14 protein-coding genes and 1 tRNA gene are annotated in these 15221 nt (G+C 56.1%); 4 read left to right on the forward strand and 11 right to left on the reverse strand.

Annotated elements, in window-relative coordinates:
* Window positions 1-86 precede the first annotated feature (86 nt).
* From mobC to HCZ87_RS15175, 5 genes are all read right to left on the reverse strand, one after another.
* The gene (gene mobC, locus HCZ87_RS21090) at window positions 87-575 is read right to left on the reverse strand and encodes a plasmid mobilization relaxosome protein MobC (RefSeq protein WP_254868663.1); all 489 of its coding nucleotides are present in this window, start codon (window positions 573-575) and stop codon (window positions 87-89) included.
* Window positions 569-1447, reverse strand: coding sequence for a hypothetical protein (locus HCZ87_RS15160; protein WP_175582277.1), 879 nt, complete (start codon window positions 1445-1447; stop codon window positions 569-571). Before HCZ87_RS15160 ends, mobC begins: the two co-directional genes overlap by 7 nt.
* A gap of 340 nt (window positions 1448-1787) precedes the next feature.
* Window positions 1788-1991 carry a MerR family transcriptional regulator gene (locus tag HCZ87_RS15165; RefSeq protein ID WP_175582278.1) on the reverse strand — a complete coding sequence of 68 codons (204 nt, stop codon included), beginning with the start codon at window positions 1989-1991 and terminating at the stop codon, window positions 1788-1790.
* Window positions 1991-2812, reverse strand: coding sequence for a hypothetical protein (locus HCZ87_RS15170; RefSeq protein WP_167644976.1), 822 nt, complete (start codon window positions 2810-2812; stop codon window positions 1991-1993). The genes HCZ87_RS15165 and HCZ87_RS15170 overlap by 1 nt, the downstream gene beginning before the upstream one ends.
* Window positions 2805-3992 carry a site-specific integrase gene (locus tag HCZ87_RS15175; protein WP_167644978.1) on the reverse strand — a complete coding sequence of 396 codons (1188 nt, stop codon included), beginning with the start codon at window positions 3990-3992 and terminating at the stop codon, window positions 2805-2807. Before HCZ87_RS15175 ends, HCZ87_RS15170 begins: the two co-directional genes overlap by 8 nt.
* A gap of 270 nt (window positions 3993-4262) precedes the next feature.
* Between HCZ87_RS15175 and HCZ87_RS15180 the strand changes: the two genes are divergently transcribed.
* A complete protein-coding gene (locus HCZ87_RS15180; RefSeq protein WP_167644980.1) occupies window positions 4263-5480 on the forward strand; it encodes a tyrosine-type recombinase/integrase in 1218 nt (405 codons plus the stop codon).
* A 724-nt stretch (window positions 5481-6204) separates the two neighbouring features.
* Here the strand turns inward: HCZ87_RS15180 and HCZ87_RS15185 are convergent.
* The 6 genes from HCZ87_RS15185 to HCZ87_RS15210 all read right to left on the reverse strand — a co-directional run bounded on the left by HCZ87_RS15185 (window position 6205) and on the right by HCZ87_RS15210 (window position 10579).
* The gene (locus HCZ87_RS15185; RefSeq protein WP_167644982.1) at window positions 6205-7590 is read right to left on the reverse strand and encodes a hypothetical protein; all 1386 of its coding nucleotides are present in this window, start codon (window positions 7588-7590) and stop codon (window positions 6205-6207) included.
* A 786-nt stretch (window positions 7591-8376) separates the two neighbouring features.
* The gene (locus HCZ87_RS15190; protein ID WP_167644984.1) at window positions 8377-8949 is read right to left on the reverse strand and encodes a recombinase family protein; all 573 of its coding nucleotides are present in this window, start codon (window positions 8947-8949) and stop codon (window positions 8377-8379) included.
* A 304-nt stretch (window positions 8950-9253) separates the two neighbouring features.
* On the reverse strand, window positions 9254-9544 hold the full coding sequence (locus HCZ87_RS15195; RefSeq protein WP_167644986.1) for a hypothetical protein: 291 nt from the start codon (window positions 9542-9544) through the stop codon (window positions 9254-9256).
* 1 nt (window position 9545) lies between these two features.
* Window positions 9546-9737, reverse strand: a complete 192-nt coding sequence (locus tag HCZ87_RS15200) for a DUF4177 domain-containing protein (protein WP_167644988.1) — start codon at window positions 9735-9737, stop codon at window positions 9546-9548.
* An 83-nt stretch (window positions 9738-9820) separates the two neighbouring features.
* Window positions 9821-10225, reverse strand: a complete 405-nt coding sequence (locus HCZ87_RS15205) for a hypothetical protein (protein ID WP_167644989.1) — start codon at window positions 10223-10225, stop codon at window positions 9821-9823.
* Between the two features lie 264 nt (window positions 10226-10489).
* Window positions 10490-10579 (reverse strand) — tRNA-Ser (locus tag HCZ87_RS15210).
* 321 nt (window positions 10580-10900) lie between these two features.
* Between HCZ87_RS15210 and HCZ87_RS15215 the strand changes: the two genes are divergently transcribed.
* The 3 genes from HCZ87_RS15215 to HCZ87_RS15225 form a co-directional block, all read left to right on the forward strand.
* Window positions 10901-13885: a hypothetical protein gene (locus HCZ87_RS15215; RefSeq protein ID WP_167644991.1), complete on the forward strand. Its 2985-nt coding sequence runs from the start codon at window positions 10901-10903 to the stop codon at window positions 13883-13885.
* Window positions 13886-13890: 5 nt separating this feature from the next.
* The gene (locus HCZ87_RS15220; RefSeq protein ID WP_167644993.1) at window positions 13891-14289 is read left to right on the forward strand and encodes a hypothetical protein; all 399 of its coding nucleotides are present in this window, start codon (window positions 13891-13893) and stop codon (window positions 14287-14289) included.
* A gap of 24 nt (window positions 14290-14313) precedes the next feature.
* A partial coding sequence (locus HCZ87_RS15225) for a hypothetical protein (protein WP_167644995.1) occupies window positions 14314-15221 on the forward strand: 908 nt, incomplete at its 3' end.

A 15221-nucleotide genomic window follows, 5' to 3' on the forward strand; every position in this document is an offset into this window, starting at 1 on the left:
GTTGTCGTCATGGGCAAGCGCGGTGCGGGCGGTCAGGTATTCGACCGGCCCCGCGCCGCCGCCTTTGCCGTTGGGGAAGAACTTGATCAGCATCCGGGCGGCCTCCGGTGCTGTGCAAGGATCTCCGCCAACCGCCGCTCGATGCCGACCAGCGCCGCCGCAACGCGCAGGGCCTCGATCTCGCTGGCCCGGCCCGCGCGGGTCGCCGTGTTGAGCCACCGCGCAATCTGATTGAGATTCCCGCCATAGCGGGACACAGCCAGCACGAGCGCGGGATCGACACGGGGCGCAGGCTTGCGCCGCTTCGGAGCCGCACCCGTGGCGAGCTGCCGAAGCATGGCGGACATGGACAGCCCGCGATCCGCAGCCGCCTGCCGGATCAGCGCCTTTTCCTCGGAGGAGCAGTAGAAGAATACGGCTTCCTGCTTTTCCGAGGGGACCGCGCCCCGCGCGGTCCGGCTGGGGTTCGAAGGGGAGGCTTGCCGCCCCTCGCAAGGCCCCGGTTCGACGGTCGAAGACCTAGAACCGGGTCGCCTTGCTCTTTGCTCAGACTGCTTGATGTTCGAAGTCACCATGCCACCTCCGCACGGCGAAGCTCCGGTTCAGAAACCAGGCCCCGCGCTAGCAGTTCGCAGGCTTGGGCACGGGAGATGGTCTTGCACAAACCGTACCGCTCCCTGACCCACCCAGCGAGTTGTCGATAGTGCTTCTCCTCAAGTTCGACAGCGCTGATCTGCGCTTCGCGCGCCTCCTCGACATAGCGTTGCCAACGTTGCCCTCTAAACCAGTTGTCCGAGAAGCAAACCTTCGAGCGAGTGTAACCCTCGGTCTCGGTCGCATAGGCCCGGACTGCGCAGATAAATTCCTTGGCAGTCGTGCCGTCCTCGATAGCCCGCTCGAATTGCAGCCGACAGGTGGTTTTGTTCCGACGTCGATCCGCCGGATAGGCACCCCATGCTTTTTCGAAATCCTGATCCTCCGCCTCGCGCGTGTCCGCGCGCGTAGGTGGTTTCTGGATGGTTTTAGGATGGTTTGGGGGTCGTGATGACCCCGGGGGTGGGGTCGTGGTGACCTCGGAGGCCGGGTCATACTCATCCGGGGTCTTAGTGACCCCGGTTTGTTGCCGCCCCCCTTGAGCGTCCGATTTTTTCTTCGTCAGGTCATCCAACCTGGACACGGCTTCAAGGCATATGCGGTACTCGTTTGTGTACCCGAAGTCACAATCGCGCTCTCCCGTCTGAACTAGGATACCCTCTGAGGCGAAGTCACGAATGATCCGCTTGACGGTGGCCAGGCTCAGTTCGGTAAACTTCGCGATGCTGTGCTTGGAACAGTAGACGCCCTCGCCATCATCAGAAGCCTTGTCAGCCAAAAACATGATGACCTGTTTGCGTGAGGCGCTGCCAAACTTGCGTTCATTGCAGCGCTTTGCGACCTCCCAACTCATGGCGCGTCACCCTCGCAAGGGACCGTGAGGGGGTATTTCCGCAAGAAGCTGGCAACGGAGTGCAATCCATGATCCGGCACCGCTCCTAGTGAATATGGCAGCACGCGACTATGTAGATGCGGGCGGCCTTCGATAGGGGCGAGCGCTCTAGGTGCAGCGTCATGCTCGTTTTTGTACATCATTTGGCAAGCCTCTCCCATCAGCCCGCTCCATGCGGCCTGGCGATACCGAGAACGGCATCAGATACAGGGTTGAGTATTGGGGCGGCTTGGGCTTAGACTTCGGGTGCGCAAGAAATCAAAGCAAGGCTCCGCCCGGTGCGGGGTTTTGCTTTTCTAGCCTAGGCCATATCGCCTGGGGAAACGCGGTTCTCTTCAACGTAAGCGTTCAAATCGCTGCCGAGGTACTTGACCCGACGGCCGAACTTGATCCATGCGGGGCCAACCCGCCGATGGCGCCATTGTGCCCGCTTGGATCGCGGGGCGATGAGATCAAGCTCCTCGTCATCATCGTCGTAAACGCGTTTTTCTTCAAAGATTTGCATTAGCTCTTCTCCGTTTCCTCAAGGCTTTGAGCGTCTGCATTCGAACCTACATGATACCACTCGGTTGGCTCGATGTAGCTTCGGGCGATTTCGCAGAAAAAAACTGCGTAATCATTTTCTTCGTCGAAACGTTCTCGAAGAGCCTTCTTAATCTCAAGCAGCTCTGCATCGTCTGTCGGGCAATTGATGGCGATCTTGGCATAATTAAACGCGTTCGCTGTTATCCCGATAATGGTGAACACTTCTTCCAACGCTTGGCAAAATTCCGAAGTGACGGTTCCCTTGGTTGCCGCGCTCGTCGGCCGCTTCGTTGTGTAGCGCTCGAACGACGCCCTCACTACTTTAGCGACTCGTGCCGCGCGCTGGTTCGACCTGTGATGGTAATCTTCGGCCATCCTCGCCACATCAGCGCGAACCGCTTTGAGGTGCTTGATCTGAGCTTCGATCATCTGGGTTGTTACAAGTGTTCGGTCATCCATCGGATGCGGTAGAGCCACCAGGGCGCGCCGAGCACGCTTCAAATTCAAAAGTGCGGTATCGAAACCCTCTTCCGACTGCTGCAAGCGAGCGCTGTCAACCTGCTTCGCCCTGAGCGAGAAAGTTGGTGCCGTGATATCGAAGATTAGGGATGCAGCTTTCTCTTGTTCGTCGAACAACAAAGGTACTTCCAACCACTTTTCCAGGCAGGCATCCAATTTTCTCAGCGTTTTGAAATAATTGTGGAAAAACTCGTTGGGACCATGAAGTAGCCGAGTTTTTTCACCGCCTTCTTCGGGTTGAGTGATGGATTCGCGAAACCCCGGATCTGTATCTTCAGCCATCCTGCGCACCTTTCTTCAACACATACTTGGACCAACCAAGCATTAGCTCTCTTCGTTTGTGCAGCAGGTCCGACCGTGCGTATGCTCGTTCCACTTCTGATCCGACTTTATGGCCGAGACTCATTTCCGCAACTTCACGCGGGAAATTGCTTTCCTCGGCCGCCCAGTCACGAAACGCTGATCTGAACCCGTGAACGGTCACGTCCTCGATCTTCATTCGACGCAACAGCATCAACATCGACATGTTCGACAGAGGCTTATGCCGGCGCTGACCTTCAAAGACGCATTCGGAGCGGAGGGCTTTCAATGGCTCGATAATCCCCAGCATCTGATCCGTAAGCGGAACACGGTGCTCGGCCCCTGTTTTGCTCCGTTCTTCAGGGATCGTCCAAATCAACTCATCGAAATCAAATTCCTCCCAGACAGCCCTCAGAACTTCGCTGGTCCGGCAGCCCGTCAAGCATGTGAACATCAGCGCCTTGGCTGCCATCCCGCTTTGCTGTGCGAGCTGCGCGTAGAACGCGGGCACGTCTTGCCAACGCATCGCATTGTGGTGCTTCACCTTGGCCTTCACGCGCGGCAGCACCCGGGCGTCCATCACGACCGTCACGGGGTTTTCACCCTCGCGGTAGCCACGCGACCGGGCCACATCGAGGACGGCCTTAATCCGCTGCGCCACCCTGCGCGCGGTTTCGTGCTTTTCGGTCCAGATCGGGGAAAGCACCTGCAAGATTTCCGGCTGGTCGATGTCCGAGACGGGCATTCGGCCGATCTTGGGGAAAGCATAATCTGCAAGCGTATTGATCCACTGCTGACCGTGCTTCGGGTTCTTCCACGTTGGCAGGCGCTCGATGTGGACCTGCCGAGCAACCTCTTCGAAACAAGGTACGTCCTGGTCCTTGTGGAATTTCGGGTTGAGCCCCTGCTTGGCGAGGCGGCGATACTCCAGGGCGCGTTCGCGAGCCACGTTGAGCGTCACCACGTCAGCACCGCCGAGGCCGAAATCGGTGCGGAGCGGCTTTCCCTGCCGATTCCGCTGTCCCTTTACCGTGACGCGGACGATCCAGCGCCGCGCGCCGGATGGATCAACCACCAGATACAGCCCGTGGCCGTCGCCATGCCGGCCAGGTCCGAGCGTTCGGACCAGATTCTTCGTCAGCTTTCCCGAGGTGTAGGCCATAGAAAATACCACAGTTCGTACCACCAAATGAACAGAACCGAGCGCAATCGAAACGAAGCCAGTGAGAACAACGAACGCAGATGAGCGCATAAGTTCAGTAACTTATACGCTATCAAGCGGCCCCATGGGGTTCAATGAAAATGGTGGGTGGCGGAGACGATGGGATTCGAACCCACGAGACGGTTTCCCGCCTACTCCCTTAGTTATATTGGTTCAATACTCAGAACGTGTGTGGTAAGCGTGTGTGGTTTTATAGTCCGAGAGCTACCGATGCCCAAGTACATACAGCTGCGAAGACGAGTGTGGTATGCCGTTCTTGAGATACCAAAGAGCCTTCGTCCAAGGCTTAAGAAACCTCGTTTTTTTCAATCACTGAAGACTGAAAGTCGATCAGAAGCTGAACGTCTCTGCCTACCGATAATTCACCAGTGGAAAGAACTAATTGAGAGTGTGCGAAGCGGGACAACACCAACTGATGCGATTCAGGCTATGCGGCAATTCAAGCTCGAACTGGAGCGACAGAAGGTCCCCCAGCATGAAATAGAAATGGGAATGTCCGAATGGGCCACTGAAACTGAGGAGCTCGCAGAAGCACATTTTGTAGTCAACGGGGATTGGATAGTTCTGTCTGAGCACATTGACGAGTACACCAGTAGCCTTTCGGATCAACCAAAAACCGTGGATATGAAGCGCAAAGACCTAGACAACTTTTCCAAGCGTTTCAAATATGCACACGATGCTACTAACCGGGATATTGCCGAGTGGGTGGAAATAGAACTCATAGAAAAAGGCAAACTCCAAATTACCACTTGTAGAAGAATCATATCTAATTGCAGAGGTTATTGGCTCTTCCTTCAGCGTCACTACAAGCTTGGCTTGTTGCTACCTTTCGAAAACGTAGTGCCACGCAAGAAGAGTAAGGCAAACTTGCCTGCAGGATCCAAGCGTCAACACTTCACCAAATCCGACTTCCAAATTCTAACACGAGAAATAATTCATGATGCCCAGCTTCACGATCTGATTTATCTTGCTGCGCACACTGGGGCGAGAATAGAAGAGCTTTGCAGTTTAAGGCTGGACAGCATCGACGATACATCCTTTGGAATTGAAGACGCAAAGACTTCCGCCGGAATACGGAAAATCCCCATTCATTCAGCCATCAAGAGAATTGTAGAGCGGCTTCGGGCAACAAGCCAAGATGGCTTTCTTATCTCGGGGCTCACTATAAATAAGTATGGCGACCGCTCGAATGCCATAGGTAAACGATTTGGCAGGCTTAAAAAAAGATGCGGGTTTGGTGAAGGCTTTGTCTTCCACTCCTTTCGCAAGGGTGTAGCTACACAACTTGAGGAGGCCGGTATTTCTGAAAACATTTCAGCACGCCTCTTAGGGCACGAACTCCAAACTATGACTTATGGACTGTACTCTGGCGGCGTGACGTTCGAAACACTTCAAGATGCGGTCGAGAAGCTGGACTGGGAACGCTGAAACCATCACAGAGCCACGGAGAGCCGCCAGAAACCTACATCTCAATGACAGGCAGAACCCACCTCCGTTAGCGCACTGAACGCCACTCTATGGCACTCGTTGGCGGCTGGGTGAAATGAATGATGGACCACAGGCCATGATGCCCAGCGCAAGTAGGTTCAACAGATGTCCGATGATTTTGACTTAGCCCCACTCGATCAGTAGCTGATGTCGGATGACAACCCTAAGGATTGCATGATGCTGTCGGCACGGTGTAGTTTGCAGCCCAGAGCCTATTCCTCGTGAGGAGTGGCTACACAAGGCCCTAGGACAGTCACTATTGGGCATTCCGGAAGATCGACTACCTCAAACTTTGGATGAAGCAGCAAAGGCCATTCCTGAAACTGTGGTGGGTGTTCACAAGTTCTGGAGAAAGGCAGTGGAAGGTACCTGAGAACCACTGAGAGGGCCTTCAGGCAAGCATTTAGCAGTAGGCCATGCCCACCCCTCACGTTCAGAAGTGGTTGCCCTAGCCCCTCCCTGCAACGTGAGAAGGGCGAGGGTCAATTTACGTCTCCGAGGATCACTTGTCGAAAAGAGTTTGACCAAATCCTACAATTACGGCACATTCCTATTGGCAGTAACTACATAATTTATCTAGGTTTGTATTTTTCTACTCTATACCCTTACATAATCCTCCCTTAAGTAAATAGGGGATCTTAAGTTAAACCCTAGTACTGGTGACTTAAGCCGCCTCCCCTAAGCTAAAGCTCTCAAGAGCTGCAATAGTTTCATTGTGACTATCAGTGGCTGTTGGGCACTTGGTCTGGATTACTTCCGTGATCACCTCCCCATTTTCGTCAAGGAAAGAGCAATCCATAGACACTTCCCTACCAATCAAAGACGTCACAGCCTTCCTTAAAGCAGCTTCAGCTTTCTCCCTATCAGATTTCTTCACAAGCAGGGAATCGTGCACTGGCCAACTCACAACCCCTTGTGCTTGCATAATTTCAATAGCCTCAATGATGATCTTTGACTCTTCAAACATGAGGTTAAATTGCTTGGACTTTGCCGCCCTAAGAAAAGGAAACGCCGCATGAATTTGAGCCAAATAGTAATCGAAACTCATTTCGAGCTGGTGTAGTTTCTTGAAGGGAATAACTTTGCCTGATACCTTATCCTTGGTTTTCGACTTAGGAAACTTCTTAAAGTCGCCATCCTTACAGAGATATGCATTGACTAAGAGCTTGGCGGCATCCCTGTGTAGCCTCTGGTTATCCGTACCATTGGCCTCCTGAACAAACCGGATCTTCTGGTAGGGATCAAATGGCAACACATCCCCGAACCCGGTTAAGCCATTGCTTATACTTAGGAAGCTGGCTTTCAAATCAATTTCACATACTGGTTCACCCTCAATCGTAAGCTGCAACCTCTTTGCTTCAGGGAGCGTTTGCCACGGGCCGTAAAGGCGCCCCCCAGACTGTAAGCTTCCATTGTTGAAGACCCTGTAGCATCGCCCGAAGGTAATGCCTTTTGGGGATTCCAATGGTTTGCTAGTCATTATTTTATTGAAACTCTTTACCTGCTCCTCCAACACTTTGATTTTCGGCTCGAATTGCTTTCTCCCCATTGGAGTCCCCCCGCTATTCTTTCCATTGACCATTACCTTCTTGCTCTTCACAATAACTAAAGGCCCCTCTCCATGAGCTTTGAAGCGGCCCGACGCAGGGAGCTTATTTCGATTTACTCGAAAAACCCTTGCCAACCCATCACGCTTCGATGCTTTTTGGTGTAGAGTGATCATACCCTTACCCAAGAGAGCCTCTCTGGTGACTTTCGCCACTGACAGCCCATACGGTGGCCCGTTGTATTCCCCTGCTCCTGCTGGCCATGCAATCAGACTTTCCTCTGATGCTCTGGAAGCAACCAAAAAATCGCTTAGGCAGCGGATATATTTCTGGCTCTGGGACTTGCCTCTCAATGGTAGTCCAAGGTCATTTGCAAGCTTGGTTATCGTTTCCCTTGTAGCCTCATCTGCTGGCTCAAAATCTCGGTACACGAATGCATCTGCCTTATCCAATGTGCCGTAGGACTTCGACACAAGTGTTCTCTTCTGTTTTTCAACAGCCATCTGACTTCCTTTCCTTTTGAAATGCGCAAACGAAAAAAGGCCCCTCAAGGGACCCATCTGCTCCCCTCAGGGAGCTACGTTTGATTGTTTGATGGTTAGCCGGGTAGTGACCTACTCTGCAGCAGAAGGCGGCGCTGGGCCGGTACTTCTAAAAAATGTGTATACTACAAGAAACGGAAAAATGCGCATACCCTCAAGGAACTTTCGTGTAAGTAGTTGAATTTTCTATATTCTTTCCCCGCTTGAGCCAATCCCGCCCCTCAAGTAAATATTTTCATTTAAAATCAACATCTTAAGGAGGAACCTTGCTGTTCTCAGTACAGCCCCCCACTAGCCCTAGTACCTTGGAATACCTCAACCCTTGGAGGACCGGCGTCATCCTCGGCGCTTACAGAACAAACCTCAACCACACGTGAGCATATCTACGCTGCTGCGTATATTAGCCGTTGCTAACACTTGCTGTCGTATGACATAAAAAATGGGCAGGTGTTTTACACCCGCCCTCTAGAGTTGTCATCTGTCCGGGGCTTCGACGCCAATCAAATGCCCCCGGACGGTGGCCGTCTGCTTGATGGTAAATCACTCACCAAGATAACGGTTGAGTAGCCAGAGCAAGCCCATAACGATAAGGCTTGATAGAACTCGTTCAACGATCCGTTTGATCATGGATCAACCCTACCCCCGAGCTCGGCCCTCTCAAAGACCTACTTTGGGGATATCTGCAATAACTTGTGGAATACTCGATTTTTTCTACAATTTGTGGTGCCAGGATTGGCTGAGAGTTTGTCAATCCCCCGCCTTTCCTTCGGCGGCAAGAATCCGATAGAGGCTAGCTCTGCTGATCCCCAATTGGTCGCAAATCTTCTGCTTGCTCATACCAGACTGAGACAATGACAACACGGCATCAGCTTTCGCCATAGCAGTGGGTTTACGCCCCTTGTACTTGCCGTCCTGCTTGGCCTTAGCGATACCCTCCTTCTGTCTTTCGAGCATCATCTCTCGCTCAAACTGAGCCACAGAAGCCATGACGTTTAGCATCATCTTTCCCGTTGCCGTGCTGGTGTCGATTTGCTGGCCTCCCATGGACAGGATCACAAGCCCAGCGCCCTTGGCCTCCAATTTCTCCAAGAGCTCTCCTAGGTGCCTCACAGATCTCGCTAGGCGGTCCAACTTGGTCACTACCAATTTGTCACCCGATCTAAGGGAGTTCACAGCAGCCTCAAGCCGGGGGCGTTCGCCCACCGAGGACACTTGCTCCTTGTAGATACTTTCACAGCCGAAGGCCTCAAGCTCCCTCACCTGTGCGAGTAGCCCAGCTTCCTGTTCAATCGTAGAAGTTCTAGCTACACCAATCAGCATTCTGAGCCTCTTTCTCAATAGGATCTAAGTTACCTAAGAGAATTGTCTCACTAGGGTGATTCTGCAAGACTTTTGAGACATTCTGAGAACCACTCATTGGGGCGAGGTCTATTGAGACACTCAACCTTCCTTCCGCATTAGAGTGCGCTGGGCAAAAGCTGGATGGCAGTTCATTGGATACAGAAGTGAGAGGCTTGCTCCTGTATTCCGACGGAAGGCCCCAAAACATGGGTGGGACCCTCCAGAAAGTTCCGAAACGAATTTACCTTGGCTGGTTGCCAGCTCAGAATCCAAAACAAAAAAATTATTTGCTCAGATTACCAACAACCCCTTCTCCGTACCAAAGGACGTTATCGACGCTCCAAAGTTGCTGGAGCACTCCGCCATTTTTTTGGCCATAAGTGAAACTTGCGATGTAGTTTCCACCCAGACTCAAAGCTTCCTTCGCCATCGCCTCTTTTACATCCCTCAAGGACTTGAGCTGGTCTTGGCCAAATCCGCTGTTTAGCTGAGTACTAAGCTTCTCAATCGGAACAAAATTCTCGGGCAGGCTCTCATCGAACTTCACACCTCCTCTTTCGGTAATCGGCGGCATATCAGGCCTCTCGTTCAAACAGTACGATCACCTCATCTCTGGAACCGCCAAAAGCGGGGATACTAGCAGTTGCCATTGAGACAACCTCCCAACCCTGCTCAGCGTAAGAATTTATTGCCTGCTCAAGAAGCAGCGGATCGAATTTACCGCTGAAAAATTTATCTTTTTGAGACAGTATCTTATACTCTTTCATACAATTTCTCCTCGCACAACTTAGGTTAACAAACACCAACGATCAGGACAAAAAAAGAGCCCCCAAGTGGGGACCCTACTTTCTCAAGAAGACAGCATTACTTTTCCGTTTGCTGCATCTGTGCACACTTTTCTGACCGCCCCCAGAGCAAATCCATATTCGTCTGTCTCAGATGGTAACAAGAAGGATTCAACCTGACCGTTTCTAATTCTCACATAGAAGGGTTTATATCCTACATACCCACCCATGGCATTCTTTCCGTTCAGCGTCCCACAAACAATAAAGTCGCCACTAGATGTCTTGTAGGCGTTATACTCCGGCTTAAACCGTGTCGCCTCTGGGTCTCGCAACTTCTCGGATACAAGTTTCTTAGCCAAGTTAAACAAACCGGGATCGGTAACTCGGACAGTTTGCGCTTCAATGTTGTTAACGCACGCTACAAGAAGCCCACCAATCAAAACCAAGGAAAAAATATTCTTTATTCGCATGAAATGCACCTTCGCAACTTTCTGAACGCAAGCTTCGTGAACCGCAGCCTAAAACGCAACAAGAAAATCACCCACCCAAAATCAGGTGCTTCAAAGTAGCATAACCCTTGCCCACCCTGCCCCATCCGATTCTCAAATACTCAAAACGAGAGCCAAGCGGCAGACTCATAGCCGCCCCACTATTTGCAGGTATGGTAAGCGTGTGTGGTAAGCGTGTGTGGTAAGCACCAACCAAGTCATTGATTTTCAACGAAAAAGTGTGGGTGGCGGAGACGATGGGATTCGAACCCACGAGACGGTTTCCCGCCTACTCCCTTAGCAGGGGAGCGCCTTCGACCACTCGGCCACGTCTCCGTCGACGCGTATAGCCAACCACGCAGGCGGAGTACAAGGCGAAAAAGCGCGCTTGGGAAATAAAATTCCATCGTTCTCAGCTTCCTACAGCCCTGCGCCAAGCGGGTTGATGGGGATCTTGCGCGGCTTCGCGGGCCTTGCGGGCGCTTTGCGGGCCCATCAATGGGGCGCGTCGGGACGGCTCAGCCGGGGCGAGACGAGACGGCATATGGCACCATCGATAGCCTGGCTTTATGATGCTCTTCTTATACGTGCGTCCTATGGGGTTTTCACAAGGCCAGAAGCCTGTAGGCTGATGCTATTCAAAGGAGAGGATTCGCGATGACCGATGACCCGGATGGCTGGCGCAATGACCGAACTATCGCGCAATGGGTCAGCCTCTTCTTTGCTGAAATGCGCTGGGTGCTGGACGAGATGGCTCAGGGCGTGCCCGATATCGACCGCGAGGAGCTGGACGCCGCCAAACAGGACCTGATGAACAGGATCGGCGCTGCGGTGCCCACCATCCCGGCGGGCGACAGCGACGCGCTGAAGGACCTCCGCCAGCTCGGCGCGCAGATGGAGGCCGAGGTCACGGCGGCCGACTCTCCGCTGCCGCTGGCCGATGCCACCGACGCGGTGGCGCGATTCGAAGCCGCCGTGGCGCAGGCGATCTCGGATGCGGCAGAGCTGGTGAAACGCCGGACCACCGCAACGGCAGAGCTGGCGAAGATCAAGCCCAGCCCCGATGCAACCGCAGACAAACGGCGGGAATTTGCAGACCGCAAAAAAGCCCTTACCGCCGCGATCAACAGCGCGACGGAGCTCGCCGCGTTCAACGGCAACGATGGGATAGATTCCCGCATCACCGCGCTCGCGGATGAGGTCAAGGAACAGAAAGAGATCGCCGCCGCGCGCGTGGTCGCACAAAAGGCGGTGGCCGATGCCCAGGCCCGCGCCGGCGCGCTGGCCCCGGGGCTGGACAGGGGCGCGCTGCTTTTTGTCAATGGCAAGGTCGAGGCGCTGCTGGCCGCGCTGGCCGCCGCCACAACCCGCGCGGCCTTCGCCAAGATCAAGACCGACTGCGATGCCTTCATGCAGCGTGCCGGCGAGGCGGAAGCCTTCGGCGCCTATTACGACACTTGGTTCAAGACCTCTGCGGCGCTGATCGCCACGACCGCGGCGGATGCCTCGGTGGAGTGGAAGCAGCGCGACATCGCCCTGGCGGCGGCGGCCACGGCCTCCGCGAGCGGCGATTTTGCAGCCGCGCGCAGCGCGCTTGAGGAGTTCAACAAACGGGACGGCAGCTCGGTGCCGCCCGGCGGCGTCGGCGGGGCTGCGGCCTTTGACGCGCGTGCTGCTTTTGTCGATCTGGTCGAGCAGCTGGAGGCCAGCCATGGCGCGGCCCTGGAAGAGATCGTTGCAAGCCCGCTTAGGAACGTCCGAAACGAGAAGAACGCGATTTCCAACATTCGCAAAAAGGGCCTCGCGGCGGGCAATATCACTGACGCCACCGATGAGATTCCCCCACTGAAGGCCTGGATCGACGGCAACCTGCCGCTGGCGCGCAAAATGGCAGGGTTCCACCCGGCTGCGGGCAGGGTCCCTGCCTACACCACCGCCATCGCGGACATGGAATCCGAGCGCGCGTCAGGCAATTGGGCCCAAGCCCTGGCAAAGCTCGAGGCGCTGATGGCAGACGATGACGCGGCGGCGCAGGTGGCCAGCATCTCGGCGGACAAGAAGCTGGAGGCGAGTTATAACGCGCTCTATGCCCGGGCCACCGCCGGTGCCAAAACCGGCCTGAAAAAGGTCTGGGACGCGCATCACGCGGCAGCAAACGCCAACCCGCGCGTCCCGGCTACCCTGAAATCCGCCCTGGCCGAGCTCCAGGACTGGATGCAGATCGGGCCGATCTATGATGCACGCGACGATCTTCGTGCAATCCTGTCCCGCCACCCAAAGGCCAGGGACTATTTCCATACCGACCCGATCACGGCACTGTTCGACAAGAAGAAATTCCCCGAGACCCTGGCGGCGATCAAGGCGTTGGAGCCCAAAGCAGCGACGCTCTGCACCTATCTGGAGGCCTGCGACGAGGCCGGCCTGCTGCTGCGCGCCCTGCCCGGCGACCCGCCGGAGCTGCGCCAGAGCGTGCAGGACGCGCTCGATGACAGCGACAAGAAGGCCCGCGCCGGCGATCCCCAGGGCGCGCTTGACGACCTGACCGCGGCGGTAAACGCCGACGAGATCCAGGAGCTGGCGCTGGCCATTGCGGACTATCAAAAACGGGCCGAGGTGGTGGAGCGGGAACACGACCGGGTGCTGGGCTTCGTGGTCCAGGCCGAGGTCAAGACCCTGCTGACCGACGGGCTGGCGGCGGCTGTCGCGCTGGCCTTTCCGGCCTATAAATTTGCCGATGCCTTTGTGGCGCTGACCGAGCACATGGCGCTGCTGAAAGCGACCCGCGCCTATGCCACCCGGCGGCTGGAGACGGAAAAGACCATCGCCGCGCTCGACCGGGCGGTCAACCAAGACCCCACCTGGGAAGCGCAGATGTTCACCGGCGGAGCCTCGCTTGATGATCTCAAGACCGCCTTTACCGCCGCCGACGCGCTTGGCGCCAACAAAAAGCTCAAGGAGGCCGAGGCCGCCTATAAGAAAATCATCAGCGATTGCCAGGCCGCCATGGCCCAGGCGATCGATCTCTATGAAGATGCCGACCAGCAGAATAGCAACGCCGGCCACTCGCGCGACAGCCACGGCGCGCAAATGACCGAAGAAGCACATCTGAAGCGGCTGACCACCGGCGTCGCTCCGGGGCCGCGCGTTTCCAAGACCAACACCTCCTCCAGCTTCCATTCGGATTCCGACTGGCTGGCAGGGCGGGAAATCGGCGCGGAAAAAGCCATGGCCGCCGGTGTCGATGTGACCTCCAAATCGCTGCCCTGGCCAAGCGCGGAGCCGGAAGGGCAGAAGTTCATCATCGACCATGGCCGCGCCATCGACACCGCCTATCGCGGGGTGCGGCCCAAACAGACCTATGACAAGGATAGCGACCAGTTCCAGAACACCGGCACCTATGAAACCTATGAGGTTCTGAGCGGCCTCACCCGGGCGCTGGTCAATTTCACCTGGGAATGCGACCTCTTGAACGGCGTCAAATACAACAGCCTTAAGGACTACGCCGATGCCTATGCCGCGGCCAATGGCAACGCGCAGCCCCCCAGCATTCCCGGCCGCTGGGTCATGATGCAGCAGTTCCCCTGGGCCGAAGACTGGAACCAGGCCGAGCAACGCTACGACAAGCCGATTACACAAGGGTAAGCCACATGCACATGAACCGGGACCTGATACAGGCCTACATCCGCAAATTGACCATCGGCGTCGGCTCTGCCGCCTCTGATCCCTTTGCGGATATCACCCTCTTTGACAATGACGTGCACAGCATGAAAATGGCGGCGGAGCGGGCCGGCGATCTGGAATGGCTGCGCCTGTCGCTGGATGCGCTGATCGCCAATCCCCGCGGCCGCATCGGGCAATTCGTGGAACAGGGCTACCCCTATTCCGACGATGAAATGGTGACCCTGCTGACCTATGCCTATCAAAAGATCTGGCCGGATCACAAGATCAGCGACCCCGGCGAAGAGGCCGCACTGGAATTCGTCGAGATGAGCGACGAAACCTGGCAGGCCATAAAGAACCCGCCCGAAAGTGACGATTTGTTCTAAGCAGCAACCAGAAGGAACCGCGCGATGGCCCAGGACAAGGCACAGAGCTTTGACGCCGAGACGATCACCAAACTGATGGTAAAAGCCAAGAGCACCGGCGGCGAGCTGAACTTTGCCTTTGGTCTGGCGGCGAAACCGGCCGACTGCGGCCTGCTGCTGGATCGGCGCAAACCGGGCGGCGTTCTGAAAAAGACGCTGAAAAGCATGCCCGGCATCAAGAAAGTCTGCTTCGGCACCCTCACCCTCGATGGCAATGCGGTGCTGCTCAAGGCGGAAACACCCCTGAAAGGCATCGTCAAACAGCTGCGCCGCCGGTTCAAGGACGAAGGGCTGAACAAGTTCAAACCGACGCTTGTCGGGCCGGACGGGATCGAGATCGACGAAGACAACCTGCCCGATGCGGAGCTCTACGACGACAGCGACAGTGACGCCCCCGCCCCCGGCCCCGACGCAGCAGCTGCCCCGGCGGCCCCGGCCCCCGCTCCCGGCGCCGCGCCGGAGCCCTCCAATGTCGCCGACGGCCCCGACGCCGCCGCGCTGAAGGCCCGCTTGATGAAACTGGCGCAGGCCAGCAAGACGCTTGGCGCAGCCGCCCCCGAGGGCATCGGCGCGCAGATCGCCGCCGCGGCCAAGCTGCTCTCTGCGGGGGATCTCGGCGCGGTGGTGCATGCCGCGGACGAGATCAAGGCACAGCTCGCCGCCGCAGCCAGCGCCGCCCAGACCAAGGCCGCCGCCGCCCCCGACAACGCGGCGCAGCTCGGCAAGCTGAAAAAGGCGCTCGTGGCGCTGCTGGCCAAGATCAAGGCCCTGCCCGCGACGCCAGCCCAGGCCGCGCTCCTGGCCGAGGTCAAACGCATCGGCAGCCTGCTGCAAGCCAGTGACGCCGCCGCCGCACAAGAGGCCCTGCGCGCCCTGGCCCGCGATGTCGAGGC

It is taken from the genome of Phaeobacter sp. HF9A (assembly GCF_011806385.1).
Taxonomy (GTDB): domain Bacteria; phylum Pseudomonadota; class Alphaproteobacteria; order Rhodobacterales; family Rhodobacteraceae; genus Epibacterium.